Here is a 20,546-nt window from a genome sequence, read left to right as displayed (position 1 = left end):
CTCAGCCCTCCTTGCCCAGCCTTTGCAGCACTTCCTTGACCTTGGAGTTGATCTGGTCGAGCGAATAGGGCTTGGGCAGGAAATCGACGCTCTGGTCGTCCTCGATGTCGCGGCGCACGCTTTCCTCGGCATAGCCCGAAACGAAGATGATCTTGAGATCGGGCATCTTCTCGCGCACATGCTTGAGCATGGTCGGCCCGTCCATTTCGGGCATGACCACGTCGGAGATGATGAGATCGACCGCATAGTCGAGGTCCTCGAGCACCTCCAGCGCCTCCTCGCCGCCCTCGGCCTCGAACACCTCGTAGCCGGTGGCGCGCAGCGCCCGGGCGGAAAAGGCGCGCACGCTCTCTTCGTCCTCCACCAGCAGGATGCGCTCCTGCCCGGTGAGGTCGCGCACCGGCGCGGCGGCGCCGGCGGCCTTGGCGGCGGCCTCCTCGGCGCTGGGCACGTAGCGCGGCAGGAAAATCCGGAAGGTGGTGCCCACGCCCAGCGTCGAGACCGGGTAGATGAAGCCCTCGGTCTGCTTGACGATGCCATAGACGGTGGACAGCCCCAGCCCGGTCCCCTTGCCCAGCTCCTTGGTGGTGAAGAAGGGCTCGAAAATCTTGCCCAGCACCTCCGGGCTCATGCCCGAGCCGGTATCCTCCACCTCGATCAGCACGTAATCGGCCGGCACCAGGCCCTCGAGCCGCAGCGCCGCCGCCTCGGCCTCGCTGACATTGGCGGTGCGCAGCGTGATGGCGCCGCCATCGGGCGAGGCGTCGCGCGCATTGACCACGAGGTTGATGATGACCTGCTCGAGCTGCACCACATCGGCGCGCACCGGCCAGATATTGCGCCCGTGATCGACGGTGAGCGTGTTCTTCTCGCCGATCATGCGCTTCAAAAGCACGGTGAGGTCGTCCACGATCAGCGGCAGTTCGAGCACTTGCGGCCGCAGCGTCTGGCGGCGCGAGAAGGCCAGCAACTGCCGGGTGAGCCCCGCGGCGCGATTGGCGTTCTGCTTGATCTGCATCAGCTCGTTGAAGGACGGGTCGCCCGGCTTGTGCCGCAAGAGCAGCAGGTCGGAAAAGCCGATGATGGCGGTGAGCAGATTGTTGAAGTCGTGGGCCACCCCGCCGGCGAGCTGGCCCACGGCCTGCATCTTCTGGCTCTGGGCGAACTGCGCCTCGAGCTTGCGCTGATCGGTCATGTCGAGCGCATAGACATTGACCTGCTCGGGCGAGCCGGCGCTGACCTCGGAGGCGGAGATATAGAGGCGCACGGCGTGCTCGCCCTCCCCGCTCAGCACCGCATCGACCGGCTCGACCTCGGACCGCCCGGCGGTGGCATCGGCGATGGCGCGGCCCAGCCGGTCGCGGCTGGCCTCGTCGATGAGCCCGGAAAGCGGCTGCAATTCGAGGCTGCGATCCTCGCCCGACCAGCGGAAGATACGCCCGAACGGCGCATTGGTGCGCACGATCCGCCCCGCCTCGTCCAGCGTGGCGATGGCGAAGGGCGTGTCGTTGAAGAACCGCGAAAACCGCACTTCGGCGGCGCGCAGCTCCTCCTCGGTATCGGGGGCGCTCGACATGTCGAGAACCAGGGTGCGGGTTTCGCCCAATTCGCCGTCGGCCAGCCGCGCGGCGCGGTGCAGCAGGCGCACCGGCAGCGTGGTGCCATTGCGGCGCACCAGGTCGATATCGATGATCTCGGTGCTGATCTCCCCGTCCCCCCTGCCCCGCATCAGCAGCGAGGCGCCATCGCCGCGCACGATGTCGGACAGGGCGAGCTGGCCGGCGTTGAACTCGGCCAGATCGTAGCCCAGCCAGTCGGCCAAGGTGGAGTTGAGATACTGGATATGGCCCTGCGCATCGGCGGAAAAGAAGCCGGAGGGCGAATGGTCGAGATAGTCGATGGCCCTTTGCAGGTCGCGGAAGGCGGTCTCGTTGCTCTCGCGGTCGCGGGTGATGTCCTCCACCGACCAGGCGACCAGCGGCTTGTGGGCATCCTCGGTCTCGGGCAGCGGCCGCACGGCGACGCGATACCAGAAGACGCGCCCGGCCTCGGACTGCGAGCCGCCCAGCCCCCCCGGGACGCGGATGTCCTCGATGGCGCTGCGCCCGTCCTTGGCGGCCCGCGACAGCCGGTAGATGGCTTCGCTGGCATCGGCATAGCCGGCAAAAAGGCGCGGCACCCCCACCGGCACCCCATTGGTCATGGCGCCGGGAAAGCCGCCATAATGCTGGTTGACATAGGAGATCTTGCCGTCGCGATCGGCGATCACCGCGCCGAACGGCAGGCTGTCGACCACCGCATGGCTGACGGTACGGCGCTCTTCGGCGGTGGAAAAACGGAAAAGGCCGGCGGCAAGGCCGAAGAGGAAAAACACCCCGGCGACGGTCAGCAGGCCCACAAAGCCCATCACCAGCTCGGACGGAATCCGGTCCCCGAACAGCGAAAAGACCACGGCGGCGACGACCAGCACCAGCCCCAGCAGCACCACGCGCCACAGGCCGCCCCCGCCCCGCGCCGAATCCAGAACCGGTTCAGGATAGCTGTCCCTGCCGAGCGGCGTCGTTGCCATGATGATGTGCTCCAGCGCCTGAGAGGCCGTCCCGAATCGGGACATGCGAACAGGTCTAGCAAAAGCACCGCCCGCTTGGGAGGCCGAAGCGGTTTTTCAACATGTGCGGGCCGGCGGGCGCGGCGAGGTGGATTGCCGGGACGAACCCGGCAAAGACGAAGGGTCAGATGCCGGGGCGCCAGCCGCTGCGGCCCTGTTTGAGGCGCAGGACGAAGCCGATGACTTCGGCGACGGCCTTGAAATGTTCGGCGGGGATGGTTTCGTCGACTTCGACCGAGGCGAACAGGGCCCGGGCGAGCGGAGGGTTTTCGACAATGGGGATGTCGTGCTCGCCCGCCAGCGCGCGGATGCGCAGGGCGACGGCGTCGGCGCCCTTGGCGACGCAGCGGGGCGCGGCCATGTCCTTGTCGTATTTGAGCGCCACGGCGAAGTGGGTGGGGTTGGTGATGACCACGGTGGCATCGGGCACGGCGGCCATCATGCGCTTGCGGGCCCGCTCCTGCCGCAACTGGCGGATGCGCCCCTTCACATGCGGGTCGCCTTCCATCTGCTTGTATTCCTCGCGCGTTTCCTGAACCGTCATCATCTGCCGCTTCCACCATTTCTGGCGGACGTAGAAATAATCGGCGGCGGCGACGGCGGTGACCACGGCCAGGGTGGCGAGGAAGATTTTCGTGCCGATCTCCTGGAAATCCAGCAGGATCAGCACCGGATCGGCGGTCATCATGGTATCGAGCCGGTCGCGCTCGGGCCAGCACACGACGACCACGACGATGCCCACCACCAGGATCTTGAACAGGCCCTTGCCGAAATTGACCAGCGCCTCGCCGGAAAACAGGCGCTTAGCCCCCGAGAGCGGCGAAATCTTGGAAAGTTTCGGGGTGATCGGCTCGATCGACCAGACCGGCCGGTGCTGCACCAGATTGGCAAGGATGCCGCAGACATAGAGCACCGCCAGCGGCGCCAGCATCACCCCCAGCATGGCGAGGGCGAGCCCGTTGAAGAATTGCGCGAAACCCGCCCCGGCGACGTCGAACTGGTCGGCGTTCATGATGATGAGCCCGAGCGAGGAGGATAGCTGGCCGGTGGCCCAGGGCGAAAGCATGGCGAAGATGACGGCCGAACCCAGCAACATGAACCAGGTGGTGACCTCCTGGCTCTTGGCGACGTCGCCCTTCTTGTGGGCGTCCTCGAGCTTTTTTAGGGAGGGGTCCTCTGTCTTGGAGTCCTGTTCCGGAGCTTCGCTGGACATGGGCTAGCTCCGGGAACCAGATGGGTTCATCGAGAAAATCGACGGTGCGGAACCCCCACCCCTAACCCCTCCCCTCAAGGGGGAGGGGGTTACTTCGGACACTCCTGATTTGATCGCTGTTGCCCACACCAACGCCGGGCTGCCCTCGGGCTTGACCCGAGGGCCGGCCTGGGAGCCCCGAAACCCGGGTTTCCTGCACGTGGACACTGGCCCTCGGGTCAAGCCCGAGGGCAGCAAAGTGCTTGAGTGGACAACAATGATCAAACCAGGAGCGTCCAAATTAGCCCCTCCACGTCGCCAGATGGTTTTCGAAGGAGGCGATATACCAGCCCATCATCAGCGCCAGCAGGATGGCAAAGAGCAGCAGGCCGACGATGATATTGGCCGGCATGAGGATGAAATAGACCTGCAATTGCGGCATGAGGCGCGCCAGGATGCCGGCGCCCAGGTTGAACACGAGGCCGAAGACGATGAAGGGGCCGGCCATCTGCACGCCCACCGAAAAGGCCCCCGAGACCGTGCGCACCGCCACCTGCATGGCATCCTCGAACATCAGCGGGTCGGTGGGCGAGAACACCATGTAGCTGTCGTAGATCGCCGCCAGCGCCATGTGGTGCAGATCGGTGGCGAAGATCAGCGTGACACCCAGAAACGACAGGAAGCTGGAAAAGACCGCGCCCTGCACCCCCGCCTGCGTCGGATCGGCGGCCAGCGCGCCGGAGAGCCCGGTCTGGAAGGCCACGGTGGCGCCGGCGACCTGGGTGGCCATGACCACGATGCGTACGATGGCGCCGATGATGAGGCCGACGGCAAGCTCGTGCACCAGCAGCCCCACCATGCCGCCCAGATCGGCCGGCATGGGCGGGATGATCTCGCCGAGCAGCGGGAACACCACCAGGGTGAAGGCCAGCGCGAAGCCCAGCCGCATGCGCACCGGGATCATCTGCTCGCCCAGCGCCGGCATCAGCATCATCATGGCGCCGATGCGCGCGAACAGCACGATATAGGTGAAGGCGGTGGACGGCAGCCAGTCGAGGCCGACCGTCACGGTCAGCCGCCCATGATGATCATGTCGACCACCCGGTCCATATAGCCGGCCATGGTCGCCCCCATGAAGGGCAGCACGATCAGCATGGTGACGAAGATGGCGATGATCTTGGGCACGAACACCAGGGTCATTTCCTGGATCTGCGTCAGCGCCTGGAACAGGGCGATGACGACGCCGACCACCAGCCCCACCAGCATCATGGGCAGGGCGACGATGATCAGCGTCCAGATACCCTGGGTGGCGATGTCGAGCACTTCGGCGCCGGTCATGAGGCTGATCCCGTCGATTCGGCCATTAGTCTAGCAGAGCGCCGCAGGAAAAATGCCTCAGATCGGCATGCGCATGATTTCCTCATAGGCGGAGATGACGCGGTCGCGGATGGTGACCATGCTTTCGATGGCCATTTCGGTTTCCGAGAGCGCCGTGACCATATCCACCACATTGGCCTTGCCGCTGACCATGTCGAGCGCCATCCGGTCGGCCACCTTTCCCTGATCGACCACGCCCTGCACGTTCTGCGCCAGCATGTCGGCGAAGCTGCCGCCGGCATCAGTCTTGGCGGTGAGGTCGGTCTCGGGCCGGGCGGCCTGGGAGATCAGCCGGCTGGCGGTGTTGTAGGCATTGGTGGCGGCGTTGAACGGGGTGTTGACGGCCATGGCATGAGCCTTTCGGAATTATCAGCCGCGCAGGATGTCGAGCGTGCGCCCGAGCATCTGGCGGGTCACGGTGACCACGTTGAGATTGGCCTCGTAGCTGCGCTGGGCCTCGCGCATGTCCACCGTCTCGATCAGCGTGTTGACGTTGGGATATTGCACATAGCCGCTGGCGTCGGCGGCCGGATGGCCCGGCTCGAAGCGCGAGGTGAAATCGCTCATGTCATAGGCGAGGCGCCCCACCTGCACCACGCGCCCGCCCACATCGGCGTCGTATTCGACCTGGAAGGTGGGGATGCGCCGGCGATAGGGCTCCTCGCCCGGCGCCTTGCCGGCCGAATCGGCATTGGCGATGTTCTCGGCGATGACGCGCATGCGGGCGGTCTGGGCATGCATGCCGGTGGCGGCGATGCGCAGCGAGGAATTGAAGTCCATGGCTCAGCTCCTTCAGGCGTTCTTGCCCAGCGCGGTGCGCAGGATGCGGACGGATTTCTGGTAGATCGAGGTCGCCGCCTGGTAGTCCATCATATTGGTGGTGACCTTCATCATCTCGTCCTCGAGCGAGATGCCGTTGCCCTCGGGCGTGACCTCGAAATTGGCCATGCGCTGGGCGGCGAAGGCGCCCTCCCCCGAGGAGACGGAAAAATGCATTGGCTGGGTCGCCATGGTGGAGAGCGCGGCGACGCTGGTGGCGGCGCGCCGCTCGGCGAAATCATATTGCCTGAGATCGCGGCCCCGATAGCCCGGCGTCTCGGCATTGGCGACGTTCTCGGCCAGGAGGCCCTGCCGCGTCTGGTGCCAGCGCATCTTGTCGGTGAGGGCCGAGAACACCGGCATGTCCATGAGGCCCATGGGCCGATCTCCTGTGCAAAGATAGGCAAATCTTGCCGGGAGAATGGTTAATCAAGCGTTAATCACGCCGGGTTGCGACGTCATGGGTCTCGCAATCCGCACCGCGGACCGGCTAACTAGGCAAGAAATGCCGTCCGGATTCGGGCGGCGGGCGGCCATGGCCGCATCGATCCTGAAACGGCGCGCCCCGCGGGGCGCAAGTGGAGTGCAGGCCCGTGCAATTCATTACCGGCCTTTTCGGCGGCAGCGACAACGCCGTCCTCACCATGATCCTGGCGCTGGCCATCGTGCTGGTGCTCATCGTTCTGGGCGTGTGGCTGCTCAAGCTGGTGTTCAACGCCTCCGGCACGGCGGTGCGCGGGCGCAACCGGCGCCTGACGGTGACCGACATGCTGGCGCTCGACCAGAAGCGGCAATTGCTGATCGTGCGGCGCGACGATGTCGAGCACCTGATCCTCATCGGCGGCCCGCAGGACCTGGTGGTGGAAACCGGCATCAAGGCGCCGGAAACCCCGATGCGCAAGCCTGCCGGACCGCTGCGGCGGCCCGCCGATCCGGCGGTGACGGCCTCGCTCACCCCCATCGAGCCTTCCCGCCCCCGCACGCGGTCGCTGCGCCATACCGGGCTGCTGCGCCCCGCCGCGACGCCGGAAACGGCCGAAACCGGGCAAAACCCCGACATTTCGTCCGAGCCGCCCGCCGACTCGGCTAAAGAGGGCGAGGACCAGGGCACACGCGAGGGCGCGGGGCTTGCACACGATACCGGCACCCAGACCGACCGGAGCTGAGCGGACGCTGCGGCGCGCCCTGCCCTTCCTGGCCGCCGGCGCGCTGCTGCTGGCCTTTTCGGCGCAGGCCGGCGCGCAGGACCTCACCATCGATTTCGGCGACGACACCACGCTGACCGAGCGCGCGATCCAGCTCATCGGGCTGATCACCCTGCTCTCGCTGGCGCCCTCGATCCTGGTCATGGTGACCAGCTTCACCCGCATCGTGGTGGTGCTGTCGCTGCTGCGCACCGCCATCGGCCTGCAGACCGCCCCGCCCAATTCGGTCATGGTCTCGCTGGCGCTGTTCCTGACCCTGTTCATCATGCAGCCCACCTTGCAGCAGAGCTACGAGCAGGGCATCGCCCCGCTGATGGCCGGACAGATCGAGTTCACCGAAGCCTTCACCGCCGGCGCGGCGCCGATCCACGAATTCATGCGCGCCAATGTGCGCGACAAGGACCTGGAGCTGTTCTACGACCTGACCGAGGCCGAGCCGCCCGCCGAGCCCGAAGCCATCGCGCTGCAATTGCTGATCCCCGCCTTCATGATCTCGGAACTGCGCCGCGCCTTCGAAATCGGCTTCCTGCTGTTCCTGCCCTTCGTGGTCATCGACATGGTGGTCGCCTCGGTGCTGATGAGCATGGGCATGATGATGCTGCCGCCGGTGGTCATCTCCCTGCCCTTCAAGCTGATCTTCTTCGTGCTGGTGGACGGCTGGTATCTGGTCGCCGGCTCGCTGGTGCGCAGTTTCACGGGGTAGCGGGCGAAAAGGTGGATTGCCGGGACGGGATAGAAGAAGGACGCTCGACTTAAAGCGAGGCCATCGCCGCGTTGGGCGGGCTGGCCCGGCCCGGGGTGAGGGCACCCTCGCCGGCATAGGTTTCGCGGTAGGAGGCGAGGAAGGCCGAGAGGCTGTCGAGGGCGGCGACTTCGGCGGCGACTTTCTTGAATTCGAGGCTGGTGGCCTGGATGGGCCCGGTGACGAAATCGAAGATCGGCCATTCGGGCGTGATGACCATGCGCTCGCCGAACTTGGCCCGCAGCCGCGACAGGCCGAAATCGTCCCCGGCCAGCACATAGCCGACCGCCGCCTTGACCAGGTTCATGCGCGCGGCGCGGTCGAAGGCGGCGCCCTCGGGCGCGCGCCCGTAAATGGCTTCGAGCATTTCCCCGGCCTGGCTGTAGCGGCGCGCCTTCCAATGCGCGTCGATCCGCAGCAGGTCGACGTCCTTGCCGTCCATGGCGCTGACCAGGTCGAGCGCCAGCCGGTCGCGCCCGCCATCGATCATCGCCCTCGCCTCCAGCAGCCGCCGCTGGCGCGCCAGCGAATCGGGCAGGCCCGGCAGGCGGGTGTCGTTGAGCACCCTCAGGGCCTCGTTGGGGCGGCGGTCGGCCAGATAGATGACCGCCAGATCGGCGGCGATCTGGGTGCGCGCGACGCCCCGCAAACGGTTGTCGAGCTGGTATTGCAAAAGCTCGGCCGCCTGCGCCAGCAGGTCCACCCGCACCAGGCGCCGCGCCAGATTGCGGATCATCTCGTCGCCGCGCGCGCCGGGCGGCGTCAGATGGCGGAAATCGTAATAGATGCCCAGCGCCTCGACCGCGCCGATGGAATCGGCGACGCCGTTGAGAAAGAGGTCGGCGAACATGGACTGCGCCTGATCGCGCAGCGCGTTGACCTGCGGGCTCTCGGGATAGCTGGCGACGGCCGCCTTCACGGTCTCGAAGCCGAGCCGGTAATTGGCGTTGCGGAAATAGAGCCGGGCCAGCAGCGTCTGCATGTCCGCCTCCAGCGCATCGCCGCGCCACAGCAGGGTTTCGGCGGCCAGCGTGCGGATGGCCCTGGGCAGATCGAGCCGGCCTTCGGCCTCGAGCAGCGACAGCGTGCGATAGACCGCCTCGGCCCGGGTGGGGCGGACCTCGGAGGCGATGACCTGCCCATAGGTGTCGAGCGCTTCCTGATGGCGCCCCATGGCCTCGTCGATCCGGCCCGAGAGCAGATAATGGAGCGAGGCGTCCTCCGCGCCGAGGCCGGCGAACTCGATCTCCTCGAGCATGCGCTCGGCCAGGCTCGTATCGCCGGTCTCGACGCCGGCGCGGGCGGCGGCGAGGCGGAAGGCGTTGCGCGCCCATTCGGGATAGGCCCCGGCGACGGCGCGCGCCTCCATGGCGTCGAGCCGGGCCCCCTTGTAGTCGCTGGCGGCGGCACGGGCGATGGTGCGCCAGAACAACGCATCGCTGTCCTGATCGAGCGAGGCGGCGTTGAGAACCTGCAAGGCGTCGCGCGGGCGGCCGGCCAGGATATTGGCGACGGCCTGGCTGGTGCGAATGCGGCGGGTGAGATCCTCCGCCTCGAGATCCCGCTCCAGCACCTGCAGGATGCCCAGCGCCTCGAAGCCGAAGCGGTTGGCCAGGTAATACTGGGCGAGATCGAGCCGCGCCAGGTCGCGCTCGCGCCCCTCCCCGGAGGCGGCGGCGAGGTTCAGCGCATCGCGCCGCACGAGGAAGGCCGCCGGGTCGCGTTCCTCCAGCGCCTCCAGATCGATATAGCCGGCCCGCGCCTCGCGCGGCGCCGCGAGACCGATATTGCGCAGCGAATCCAGCGCCGAGACGGTCAGCCCGCCGGCGGAGGAGATGACGGCCAGCGAATTCTCCACCGCGACCTCCAGCCCGGCCGATTTGGGCATCAGCACGAGGCCATGGACGCTGCGCAGCGCGGTGAAATCGACATAGTCCAGCGAGCGGGTCACGCCGCGCGCCGGCGGATAGGCGGTGACCACCTTGAGCACGTCGCCCACCAGCGGATCGCGGAAATCGTGGATGCGGCCCGGCCGCACCACATCGGCGGTCATCTCGAAAGAGCCCTCGATGTCGCGGCGGCGATTGAGCGTCATGGGCTCGGTGGGGCTGAGCATCATGTCGCCCAGCGACAGCACCCAGGCCATGCCTTCCGAGCCGATGGTCGCCAGCCGGTCCTGCGCCAGATCGAGCCGGACGATCTGGGTGTCGCCCGAGGGCAGGACGGTGAAATCGGCGGCCACCGCCTCGAGCGCATCCAGGGATTGCGGCGGCCGGATGCCGCTGACCGTATCGAAGATCATCCACAAGGTGTCGCCGCGCCGGAAGACGGCCGCGGGCGTATCCTGCGCGAAGGGAAAGACCACCCGGACCGTATTGCCCAGCACGCTGACAAAGGGGGTGACGGTTTCCGCGGTGGCCGCCTGCAAGGCGGCGATGCGGGGCTGCTGCGGCGCCGGCTCGGCGATTTCCTCCGCCGCCTCCCCGAGCGCGTCGGCGAGGTCGGCCGGCGTCAATTCCGGCAGGCCGGTGCCGGCGATATCGACGTCGAGCACATATTGGCTGGGCGATACCTGGTAAAAGCGCGGCTCCACCCCTTCCGAGAAGATGAAGGAGGCCACCGCCCCGTCGGCGGACGAGCCGGCCTGGACCGAGACCACTTCCTCGGGCAGGTCCGCCACCAGCCCGCCCATGTCCATGCTCACCGGCCATTCGAAGCTGACGGCGCCGACATTGCCCTTCTGATGGAACTGCCCCTGGGTGGGCATCGTCCAGTCGAACTGCACGCGCAGGAAGGTGGCGTTGCGGCCCACGCGCACGTCGACGCGGGGATCGCGCTCCTCGACCATGCGCGCCTTGCGCTCGCGCTCCGCCCTGACGGCGGCCACCCGCGCCCGCTCGGCCAGATCGTCGATGACGTCCTGCGGCAGGGGCGGCGGCATGCCCTGCCAGCCTTGCGGCAACAGGTCGATGAACAGTTTCTCGCCCGCCTCGATGCGGTTGAAATTGAACCCGGACCGCAGCCCGATGCGCAGCCCGCGCCCGTCCGGGTCGAGCCGCGCCACCGAAAGATAGCCGGGCATGGCACTGCCGACATCGGGCAGGAGGACCTCGACGGCGCTGTCGAATTCGATGGACAGCACGCCGTTCTCGATGCGCATCCGATAGGGGGGAAGCTCGTCGCGCGAGGGGAAGCTGAGGACCAGCCTGCCATAGCCCTCTTCCTCGGTGACGAAGAGCTGGCCCTGGTCCTGGGCGAGAACGGGCGGCATCGCGGCCAGCACACTGGCCACAATCGTCGCGGCGAGGACAATCCTTGTCCGCCGCCAGCCTGCCTTGATCGCGGTCTTCACCGGCCTTCTGCCCGCCCGACGCATATATGGCGCGCTCTGTGGACGGGAAATTACTGCCCCGAAAGCCTCAAAACGCGAGGGTTACATCATTCTCGTGGCGTGAGGCTAACCGCGACCAGCTTAACACGCCCCTAAAGGCGGGGATGCAATTGCGGGGGTGTTCGGCGAATGGGAGTGTTCGGAGAATATAGAGTGCGCGGAGAGCAAACCTCACCCTCGCAAGAGAAGAGGGGTAAAAGGCTCCTTCGCCTCCCTCCCCCTTGAGGGGAAGTGTTCATTTCGGACTGCTGGCACAATTTATCCCCCACACGGGGCTGCCCTCGGGCGTGACCCGAGGGCCTCTGTCCACGTGCAAGAAACTCGGGTTTCGGGGCGCCCAGGCCGGCCCTCGGGTCACGCCCGAGGGCAGCACAGCGTTGATGTGGGCAATAACGATCAAACCAGAAGTGTCCAAAGTAAACACTCCCCCCTTGAGGGGAGGGAATGAGGGTGGGGGTTCGGGATTATCCGGGAGGCCAATCAACTCATCGAGAAAATCGACGGCGCGGAACCCCCACCCCTAACCCCTCCCCTCAAGGGGGAGGGGAACATGCAATTCCCCTGCCACAAGGGGGAGGGAGGCGAAGGGCCGTGAGCGCGGGCTCGTGAAGAGAACCCCTCAAAGGGTGAGGAAGTGGACTCAGCGCCCGACGATCTGCGGCAGGGCGGCCAGGTCTTCCGGGTCCATGCGCTCGAGCGGATCGGCTTCGGCGGAGGCGAGGCGCACGGTCAGTTCCTGGGCTCTTTTGGTGTCCATCTCCGCCAGCACCGGCGCCATCTTGCGCGGGCTCATCATGCGGGTGACGCGCAGCAGCACTTCCATGTCCAGCGCGTTGAAGATGCTGGCGGCATCGCGCGGCTTCATGGTCTCGTACATGGCGACGATGGCGGCGAACTGGCCCTCCTCCATCTGCTTGCGCTGCTCGACCAGCGAGGCGATCTGATCCTCGATGGCCTGCAGCGTCGCCTGGCGCTCCTCGATGCGCCTTTCGGCCGCCTCGACCAGCGAGGCGCGCATGGCCAGTTCCTGCTCATAGCCCTCGAGCTCGGTGCGGCGCGCCGCCAGGCGCTCCAGCACGGCCCGCTCGGTCACCGTGGCCTCGCCCGCATTGAGCGGCACCGCGCCATCCGGCGTCACCAGCAGCGGCTGCGCATCGGCGGGAGGCGGGCAATCGGCCGGCAGCAACAGCAGGCCCTCCGCATCCGTCCCCTCGGCCGGGCGCGGGGCGCAGGCATTGTTCACCGCCACCGGATTGAAACCGCCCTCGCCGCCCGAAGGCGCGAAGGTTTCCTCCAGCACCTCGTCCAGCCGGCCGGCATCCTGCTCCAGCTCCAGCGTCGGCGTCTCGTCCGCAAGCGTGGGGCTGGCATCCTCGATGGTGGGCTCGGCGGGCAGCGAGACCGTTTCGGGCTGCGCCGTCGCCGCCAGCGCCACGCCCGGGCCCTGGAGCACGTAGCCGCCATTGGTCGCCAGCCCCACCGTCTTGAGGACCAGCAGCGCCGCGGCAGCCAGGATGACGACGGGCAGCAGGCGGATATTGGTCACGCGGCGGCCCCGCGATTGCGCACCCGCGTCGACAATTGCTCGAGCGCCGACTGCACCTTGTTGGGCTCCTCCACCGGCTCGATGGCCTGGCTGTGGCGGGCCACGCTGGTGATGCGGGCGATCCGCTCCATCAGCACCGTGCCGGCATGGACGTGATTGGCCAGCTCGACGCCGAAGCGCCCGGCCTCCTCCAGCCGCGAGCTGAGGCTGAGATCGGCCTCGACGGCCGTGGACTTCAGCTCCTTGATCGCCTGATTGGCGAGGTTGGTGGCGCCGACCAGATCGGCCACCATCTGCCGCAGCGCGTCGCGGTCCTGGTGCAGGCGCTTGAGGCGCTGGTTGAGCAGGACGCAATAGCCGATTGTCAGCGCGAGCAGAATCGCCACGGCGCCTTCAACCAATATTCCAAGCGGGAGCCCGAACATCATCGTCCTTCCATCGTCTCGTCGATTGCCTCGAAGGCCGCCATGGTGACCTTGGGCGGGTTGAGCGGGCTGGTGACCCGCACGGAAACATGATTGCCGATATGGCCCATAATGGCCTCGGTCAGCTCGACATCGCCGCAGCGCAGCCGGATCGGATCGGTGGGCGCGCGCTCGAACATCAGGGTCTGGCCCGGCTGCAGGCCGATGAGTTTGGAGAGCGGCAGGTCCTGCTCGTGCAGCACCGCCTCGATCTCGACATCGGCCTGGTAGATCTCGGTGGCCAGGTGCCCCTCCCAGATGGGGTCGCGGCCGAACTTCTCGCCCATGAACATCTGCAGGAGCTGTTCGCGGATCGGCTCGATGGTGGCATAGGGCAGCAGGATCTCGATCTTGCCGCCGCGATCGTCCATCTCGATGCGCAACTCGATCAGGATGGCGGCATTGCCCGGCCGGGAAATGGCGGCGAAGCGCGGATTGGTCTCCATGCGCTCGAGCTTGAAATTGATCTGCGTCACCGGCTCGAAGGCGCGATGGGTGTCCTCGAGGATCACCTCGATCAGCCGCCGGGCCAGCGCCATCTCGATGGTGGTGTAGGGCCGGCCCTCGACGCGGATATTGCCCCCGACGCGGCGCCCGCCCAGCAGCACATCGATCATCGAATAGATAAGGTTGGAATCGACGGTGAGCAGGCCGTAATTCTCCCATTCCTCGGCCTTGATCACCGACAGGATGGCCGGCAGCGGAATGGAGTTGAGATAGTCGCCGAAGCGCACCGAGGAAATGGAATCCATGGTCACCTCGACATTGTCGGAGGTGAAATTGCGCAGCGAGGTCGTCGCCAGCCGCACCAGCCGGTCGAAGACGATCTCCAGCATCGGCAGGCGCTCATAGGAGACCAGCGCCGAATTGATCAGCGCCTGCACCCCGGTGAGCTCGACATCGCTGGCGGCGCTGGCATCGAAGCCGAACAGACTGTCGATATCGTCCTGGTTGAGGACGCGGGCGGCGCCCCCCTCCCCCTCGCCCTCGCCCCCTTCGAGCATGGCGGTCCATTCGGCGGCGGCAGCGGCGGCGCGCTCCTCCTCGCTCAGGCCGGCGGCGTCGGGCGCCGGGGCGGAGGCGGCGACGTCGTCGAGGCCCCAGTCTTCGCTCAGCTTGTCCTGATCGCTCGGTCCGGCCATCACTGCACCAGGATTTCCTTGAACAGCACGCTCTCCACCTGGGCCGGATAGATCGACAGGTTGACCCGGCGCAGCAATTCTTCCTTGAGCCTGTAGATGCCGGCGGAGCCTTCGAGATCGCTCTTGCGCAGCTCGCGCATATAGACCTGGAAGGCATCGATGACCTTGGGCAGGCGCGGCTGGATCTCGGTCATCATCTTCTCGTCCGCCACCTCCAGCGCGATGGTCAGCTTCATATAGGCCTGGCCGTCGCCGTCGCTGTTGAGGTTCACCATCATGGTGGGCAGGTTGAAGATGAAGGTGTCGCGCCCGACGGCCTCGGCGGACCCGCCATCGGCGTCGCTCGAGGACGAGAGGAAGAAGAACAGCCCCGCCCCCGCGACCAGCAGGATAGCGGCCGCCGCGCCGATGATGAGCAGCAGGCGGGACGGTCCCTTCCTGCCCGGCGTTTCCGTTCCGACTTCCGCTTCCGCAGCCATTGAATGGTCCTGTAAAACCCCGGGGCTCCGGACGATTCCGGCTTGCTGCCCAGCTAAGGCCCACTTGGTTAACGAAAGGTTACGAACCGGCCCGGCCCGGCAGTTTTTGCCGGGCAGCTTTTGCCGCCCGCCCGGAAGCTGCCTGCCCGAAGCCCTTCCCCGCAAAATGCCAAGCCATTGATTTCAAATGAAATCCCGCTCTGGCATGGTTTCTGCAAGGTAAATGGCGAAGCGGCCGGCTTGGGGAAGCGGGGCGTTTCGGGGACCGACAACGGGGATTGTCATGATCGAGAACGCGCAGCTCATCGGCCTCAGCCGGCAGATCGCGCTCCAGCGGCAACTGGACGTGGTGGCGAACAACGTCGCCAATATCAACACCACCGGCTTCAAGGCCGAGCAAGTGCTGTTCGAGGAATATGTGATGCCGGTGGCGCGGCACCGGGACTTCCCGACGCTCGACCAGCCCCTGTCCTATGTGCAGGACTGGGCCACCATCCACGACCTGTCCGCCGGCACCATCGTGCAGACCGGCAACGAATTCGACGTCGCGCTCGACGGCGAGGGTTTTTTCGCCGTCGAGACGCCGGCCGGCGAGCGCTGGACCCGCGCCGGGGCCTTCCAGATCAATAATGACGGCACGCTGGTCGATCCGGCCGGCAATCCGGTGCTGGGCCTCGGGGGCCCGATCCGCTTCGGGCCGGAGGAGACCGGCATCACCATCGCCGCCGACGGCACCGTCTCCTCGAGCGCCGGCGCCAGGGGGCAGCTACGCATCGTCGAATTCGCCAATGCCCAGGAACTGGTGCGCGAGGGCGCGAACCTGTTCTCGGGCGGCACGCCCGGCCTCAATGCCGGCACCCGCGTCATGCAGGGCCATATCGAGCGCTCCAACGTCTCGGGCGTCTCCGAGATGGCCGAGATGATCCGCGTCACCCGCGCCTATGAATCCATCGCCTCGCTGGCCCAGAAGCAGGATGAAATGCGCCGCACGGCCATCCAGCGCCTGGGCGAAGCCAACGCCTGAACCCGAGGACGACCGCCATGAAAGCTCTCTATATCGCATCGACCGGCATGGGCGCCCAGGAACGCAATGTCGAGGTCATCTCCAACAATATCGCCAATATGCGCACCACCGGCTTCAAGCGGCAGCGCGCGGAATTCCAGGACCTGCTCTACCAGCACATCACGCGGGCCGGTTCGCAGACCTCGGACCAGGGCACCATGGTGCCGGCAGGCCTCGAGATCGGTTCGGGCGTGCGCACCGTGTCCACCCCCCGGGTGATGAGCCAGGGCTCGGTCAACATGACCGAGCGCGAGCTGGACGTGGCCATTCGCGGCGAAGGCTTCTTCATGATCGAACTGCCCGACGGGCGCACCGCCTATACCCGCGACGGCTCCTTCGAGCGCGACGCGGAAGGCACGCTGGTCAATTCCTCGGGCTATCCGGTGGAGCCGGGCATCGTCATCCCGGGCGATGCGCGCGGCGTCTCCATCGCGCCGGACGGGACGGTGGAGGCCTTTCTCGGCACCGACACCATGCCCACCCAGCTCGGCCAACTGCAACTGGCCCGCTTCGTCAACAAGTCCGGCCTCGAATCCATGGGCGACAACCTGTTCCTCGAAACCGCCGCCAGCGGACCGGCCCAGGTGGGCGTACCCAATATCGACGGCACCGGCGACCTGCTGCAGAACTATCTGGAAATGGCCAATGTCAATTCGGTGACCGAGATCGCCGACCTGATCGCCGCCCAGCGCGCCTATGAGATGAACGCCCGCGTCATCTCCGGCGCCGACCAGATGATGCAGGCCACGAGCCAGCTACGCTGACCGGGAGGATGATGATGAAAGCCCTCCGTTCCATCACCGCGGCCCTGGCCCTCGCGCTGTCGGCGGGCTGTGCCCTCGCCGCGCCGGTGCTGCGCGCCGACATCACCGTCATCGCGCCGGTGGTGACCGTCGGCGACATGTTCGAGGGCGCCGGCCCGCTGGCCGAGCAGCCGCTGTTCCGGGCCCCCCTGCCCGGCACCACCGGCGATGTGCGGCTCTCGGCGGTGCGCAGCGCCACTGCCCGCATCGGGCTGACCCGGTTCGACGCCAACGGGCTGACCGCCATCCGCGTCACCCGCGCCGCCACCCCGGTCGACCACGCCATGCTCTCGGCGCTCATTGCCGACAATCTGCGCAGCCGCGGCATTCTCGGCGCCGGCATGAGCGCGGAGGCGATGTTCTCCCTGCCCGCCGATCCCATCAACGCGGCGGTGGGCGACACGCCCGCCCGGCTCGAAAACCTGCGCTACCAGCCGGGCAGCGGCACCTTCTCGGCCCGTTTCCAGATCGCCGGCTCCGACCGCCCGCTCGATATCGGCGGCACCATCGAGATGAGCATCGAGGCGCCGCATCTGGTCGCCTCCCTGCCCGCCGGCACAGTGCTGCGGCCCGACCATATCGTCATGCGGGCGCTACCGCTGCGCCAGGCCGATGCCCAGGGCATTCCGGCGCTCGACCAGATCCTGGGCATGGCGCTCAACCGCCAGAGCCGCGAGGGCATGCTGCTGCGCGCCAGCGATGTCAGCACGCCCCTCGCCGTAGCCAAGAACGACCTCGTCACCATCTATTACCGCCAGGGACGGATGACCCTGACGGTGCGCGGACAGGCCGTGACCGGCGCCGCCGAAGGCGCGCCACTGCAGGTGCTCAACCTGGTTTCCCGGCGCGTCATCAGCGCCACCGCCATCGCTCCGGGCGCCGTGGAAGTCTCCACCGCCCCAGTCGCCCTTGCCGGCCTTTGAACTCGGGACAGATGCAAATGAACGTCGCCAAAATCGCCACCGTCCTCGTCCTGACCGCCACGCTCGGCGCCTGCAGCACCATGGACCGTCTCGCAAATGTCGGGCAGGCCCCGGCCCTCACCGCCATCGCCGATCCCACCACCACGGCGGGCTACCAGCCGGTGCGCATGCCCATGCCCGAGCCCATCGCCGACACCTACCAGCCCAATTCGCTCTACCGCACCTCGGCCAAGGGGTTCTTCAAGGATGAGCGGGCCCACCGCATCGGCGATATCCTCACCGTGATGGTGACCATCGACGACAACGCCCAGATCAACAACAACACCCAGCGCGCGCGCAATTCCACCAACAGCGCCGGCATGGGGGGCCTGTTCGGCGCCGCCTTCTCCAGCGCCACCAAGAACAGCGATTTCGCCGTCGATCCGCAGGCCGCCATCGACTTCAGCTCGGGCATCCGCGATGCCGGCAGCGGCTCGGTGAACCGCAAGGAAACACTGGAAACCTCGGTCGCGGCGGTGGTCACCCAGGTGCTGCCCAACGGCAATCTGGTGATCGAGGGAAGGCAGGAAGTGCGGGTGAACTTCGAAGTCCGCGACCTGATCGTGGCCGGCATCGTGCGTCCCTCCGACATCCAGGCCAACAACACCATTCCCTCCACCAAGATCGCCGAGGCCCGCATCTCCTATGGCGGCCGCGGCCAGATCACCGACGTGCAACAGCCCCGCTACGGCCAGCAGGTCATGGACGCCATCCTGCCCTTCTGAGGGCCATCCCCTTCGGCGGCGCGATCCATCTCCCCATGGGCGCCGCCGTTTCCCCGGCCGGACCAGAACGGTCCGGTCCCGGTCCGGATGGCAGAAGCGCCGGACCCCTCCAGGCCCCTTCGCCTTCCCTCGCGAAGGGACGTTCCCGACGAGGCGCAGCTTCCCCGGCTGCGCCTCTCCCCGTTCCGGCGGCCCGGCTTGATCCCTTCCGCCGCCTATGGGACAGATCGGACACCGCATCCGGAGACCGCAATGTCCTTCAAGAAACTCGACGATCTCGGCCGCAGGCTCGAATCCCTCGAACACGCCCTGTCCATCCTCGGCGCCGACGAGGCGACGCATATGGCCGTGGGCGGCGGGGAAAAGCGGGCCGAGGCCATGGCCAGCCTCGCCGGCATGTATCATGCCCAGGCCACGGCGCCCGAAATCGCCGACTGGATCGAGGCGGCCAAGGCCGAGGACCTCGACACGGACCGGAAACTGGCCGTCGCCGAATTCGAGCGCAACTATATCAACGCCACCTGCCTGCCCACCGAATTCGTCGAGCGCCGCACTGCCGCCACCATGCGCTCCGAGCAGTTGTGGCGCGAGCTGCGCCCGAGGGGCGACTGGGATGCCTTCCTGCCGGCGCTGGAAGGCGTGGTGGCGCTGGTGCGCGAGGAGGCGGCACTGCGCGCTGCAGCCACCGGGCTCGCCCCCTATGACGCGCTGATGGACCAGTACGACCCCGGCAACCGCACCGCCGAGATCGACGCCGTCTTTGCCGACCTCAAGAGCTTCCTCAAGGATTTCGTGCCCGAGGCGCTCGCGGTGCAGGAGGAGCGGCTGGCCCGCCGCCCGCGCAAGACGCTCAACGCCCCCTACCCCATCGAAAGGCAGCGGGAGCTGGGCCTGGCCGCCATGCGTGCCACCGGCTTCGATTTCACCCATGGCTCGCTCGCCGTCTCCCACCATCCCTTCTGCGGCGGCGTGCCCACCGATGTGCGCATGACCACGCGCTACCGCACCGACGAATTCCTCTCCTCGCTGATGGGCGTGCTGCACGAGACCGGCCATGCGCTCTATGAGCAGGGCCTGCCCCGGGACTGGTCGCACTGGCCGCTGGGCAAGGCGCGCGGCATGGGCATGCACGAAAGCCAGAGCCTGTTCGTGGAAATGCAGCTCGCCCGCAGCCCGCAGTTCTGGGAATTCATGCTGCCGCTGGTGCACCAGCATCTGGGCGAGGATGCCGTTCCCGGCTGGGAGATCGAGGATATCCTCAACGAGGTCAATCACGTCGAGCGCGGCTATATCCGCGTCGATGCCGACGAGGTGACCTATCCGCTGCACGTCATCCTGCGCTACGAACTGGAACAGGACCTGGTCGCCGGCACGCTGGAAGCCAGCCAGATTCCCGAGGCCTGGGACACCAAGATGATCGAATATCTGGGCATTTCGACCATCAACGACCCCAAGGACGGCCCGATGCAGGACGTGCACTGGCCCGGCGGCGCCTTCGGCTATTTCCCCTCCTATACGCTGGGCGCCATGATCGCGGCGCAACTGGGCACCGCCATGGCCCGCGACCTGCCCGATATGGGCGAGCAGATGCGCCGGGGCGATTTCGCCGCCATCAATCGCTGGCGGGCGGAGCGGATCTGGACCGAAGCCTCCCGCCACTCGACGCCCGACCTCATCGCCCGCGCCACCGGCGAAAAGCTCGATGCCGACCACTTCAAGGCGCATCTGCGCCGGCGCTACGGGCGGTGATCGGGGCTGGGGGTCCGCACCGTCGATTTTATTGATGCATCAACCGGATTTCTGGATAATTCCGAACCCCCACCCTCATTCCCTCCCCTCAAGGGGGGAGTGTTCATTTCGGGCTCTTGGCTCAATTCAACTCCCACACCGGGCTTCCCTCGGGCTTGACCCGAGGGCCTCTATCCACGTGCAGGAAACCTGGGTTTCGGGGCGCCCAGGCCGGCCCTCGGGTCAAGCAACCGTGGATCAGCTTTGGAACGCTGGATCTTTTTTGGCGATTGCGTTGAG

Annotated in this window: 19 protein-coding genes; 7 read left to right on the top strand and 12 right to left on the bottom strand. The window is 66.9% G+C overall.

The window, feature by feature from the left end; translation table 11 throughout:
* Position 1: 1 nt before the first annotated feature.
* The 7 genes from cckA to flgB all read right to left on the bottom strand — a co-directional run bounded on the left by cckA (position 2) and on the right by flgB (position 6,374).
* The gene (gene cckA / locus ACFOOL_RS13085) at positions 2-2,569 is read right to left on the bottom strand and encodes a cell cycle histidine kinase CckA (RefSeq protein WP_380097591.1); all 2,568 of its coding nucleotides are present in this window, start codon (positions 2,567-2,569) and stop codon (positions 2-4) included.
* Between the two features lie 163 nt (positions 2,570-2,732).
* Complete coding sequence (flhB, locus tag ACFOOL_RS13080) at positions 2,733-3,821, bottom strand: flagellar biosynthesis protein FlhB (RefSeq protein WP_380097589.1); 1,089 nt, start codon at positions 3,819-3,821, stop codon at positions 2,733-2,735.
* A gap of 280 nt (positions 3,822-4,101) precedes the next feature.
* On the bottom strand, positions 4,102-4,869 hold the full coding sequence (gene fliR, locus ACFOOL_RS13075) for a flagellar biosynthetic protein FliR (protein WP_380097588.1): 768 nt from the start codon (positions 4,867-4,869) through the stop codon (positions 4,102-4,104).
* 2 nt (positions 4,870-4,871) lie between these two features.
* The gene (gene fliQ / locus ACFOOL_RS13070; protein WP_380097587.1) at positions 4,872-5,138 is read right to left on the bottom strand and encodes a flagellar biosynthesis protein FliQ; all 267 of its coding nucleotides are present in this window, start codon (positions 5,136-5,138) and stop codon (positions 4,872-4,874) included.
* A 57-nt stretch (positions 5,139-5,195) separates the two neighbouring features.
* Positions 5,196-5,525, bottom strand: a complete 330-nt coding sequence (gene fliE / locus ACFOOL_RS13065) for a flagellar hook-basal body complex protein FliE (RefSeq protein ID WP_380097585.1) — start codon at positions 5,523-5,525, stop codon at positions 5,196-5,198.
* A 21-nt stretch (positions 5,526-5,546) separates the two neighbouring features.
* Positions 5,547-5,957, bottom strand: coding sequence for a flagellar basal body rod protein FlgC (gene flgC, locus ACFOOL_RS13060; protein WP_380097584.1), 411 nt, complete (start codon positions 5,955-5,957; stop codon positions 5,547-5,549).
* A gap of 12 nt (positions 5,958-5,969) precedes the next feature.
* Positions 5,970-6,374 (bottom strand): flagellar basal body rod protein FlgB, encoded by a 405-nt coding sequence (gene flgB / locus ACFOOL_RS13055; RefSeq protein ID WP_380097583.1) that lies wholly within the window; start codon positions 6,372-6,374, stop codon positions 5,970-5,972.
* A 215-nt stretch (positions 6,375-6,589) separates the two neighbouring features.
* Here flgB and ACFOOL_RS13050 point away from each other — a divergent pair, with 215 nt between their 5' ends.
* Together ACFOOL_RS13050 and fliP are read left to right on the top strand one after the other, a co-directional pair.
* Positions 6,590-7,162: a hypothetical protein gene (locus tag ACFOOL_RS13050; RefSeq protein WP_380097582.1), complete on the top strand. Its 573-nt coding sequence runs from the start codon at positions 6,590-6,592 to the stop codon at positions 7,160-7,162.
* Complete coding sequence (gene fliP / locus ACFOOL_RS13045; protein WP_380097635.1) at positions 7,134-7,904, top strand: flagellar type III secretion system pore protein FliP; 771 nt, start codon at positions 7,134-7,136, stop codon at positions 7,902-7,904. Before ACFOOL_RS13050 ends, fliP begins: the two co-directional genes overlap by 29 nt.
* 49 nt (positions 7,905-7,953) lie before the next feature.
* Here fliP and ACFOOL_RS13040 read toward each other — a convergent pair whose 3' ends face one another.
* From ACFOOL_RS13040 to ACFOOL_RS13020, 5 genes are all read right to left on the bottom strand, one after another.
* Entirely contained in the window at positions 7,954-11,295 is a 3,342-nt protein-coding gene (locus ACFOOL_RS13040; RefSeq protein ID WP_380097581.1) for a tetratricopeptide repeat protein, read from the bottom strand.
* A 679-nt stretch (positions 11,296-11,974) separates the two neighbouring features.
* A complete protein-coding gene (locus ACFOOL_RS13035; protein ID WP_380097579.1) occupies positions 11,975-12,880 on the bottom strand; it encodes a MotE family protein in 906 nt (301 codons plus the stop codon).
* Complete coding sequence (locus ACFOOL_RS13030) at positions 12,877-13,266, bottom strand: DUF6468 domain-containing protein (protein ID WP_380097578.1); 390 nt, start codon at positions 13,264-13,266, stop codon at positions 12,877-12,879. The genes ACFOOL_RS13035 and ACFOOL_RS13030 overlap by 4 nt, the downstream gene beginning before the upstream one ends.
* A 38-nt stretch (positions 13,267-13,304) precedes the next feature.
* Positions 13,305-14,486, bottom strand: a complete 1,182-nt coding sequence (gene fliM / locus ACFOOL_RS13025; RefSeq protein WP_380097577.1) for a flagellar motor switch protein FliM — start codon at positions 14,484-14,486, stop codon at positions 13,305-13,307.
* Positions 14,486-14,965, bottom strand: coding sequence for a flagellar basal body-associated FliL family protein (locus ACFOOL_RS13020; RefSeq protein ID WP_380097576.1), 480 nt, complete (start codon positions 14,963-14,965; stop codon positions 14,486-14,488). The genes fliM and ACFOOL_RS13020 overlap by 1 nt, the downstream gene beginning before the upstream one ends.
* Positions 14,966-15,251: 286 nt before the next feature.
* Between ACFOOL_RS13020 and flgF the strand changes: the two genes are divergently transcribed.
* From flgF to ACFOOL_RS12995, 5 genes are all read left to right on the top strand, one after another.
* Entirely contained in the window at positions 15,252-15,989 is a 738-nt protein-coding gene (gene flgF, locus ACFOOL_RS13015; RefSeq protein ID WP_380097633.1) for a flagellar basal-body rod protein FlgF, read from the top strand.
* Between the two features lie 17 nt (positions 15,990-16,006).
* Entirely contained in the window at positions 16,007-16,792 is a 786-nt protein-coding gene (gene flgG / locus ACFOOL_RS13010) for a flagellar basal-body rod protein FlgG (protein WP_380097574.1), read from the top strand.
* Positions 16,793-16,806: 14 nt separating this feature from the next.
* Complete coding sequence (gene flgA, locus ACFOOL_RS13005; protein WP_380097573.1) at positions 16,807-17,754, top strand: flagellar basal body P-ring formation chaperone FlgA; 948 nt, start codon at positions 16,807-16,809, stop codon at positions 17,752-17,754.
* 17 nt (positions 17,755-17,771) lie between these two features.
* A complete protein-coding gene (flgH, locus tag ACFOOL_RS13000) occupies positions 17,772-18,518 on the top strand; it encodes a flagellar basal body L-ring protein FlgH (protein WP_380097571.1) in 747 nt (248 codons plus the stop codon).
* A 252-nt stretch (positions 18,519-18,770) separates the two neighbouring features.
* Positions 18,771-20,267 carry a carboxypeptidase M32 gene (locus ACFOOL_RS12995; protein WP_380097570.1) on the top strand — a complete coding sequence of 499 codons (1,497 nt, stop codon included), beginning with the start codon at positions 18,771-18,773 and terminating at the stop codon, positions 20,265-20,267.
* Positions 20,268-20,546: the final 279 nt, after the last annotated feature.

This window comes from Devosia honganensis (assembly GCF_042648785.1).
Taxonomy (GTDB): Bacteria; Pseudomonadota; Alphaproteobacteria; order Rhizobiales; family Devosiaceae; genus Devosia; species Devosia honganensis.
The sequence above is the reverse complement of the archived record's forward strand: the minus strand, read 5'-3'. Positions and strand labels throughout refer to the sequence as shown.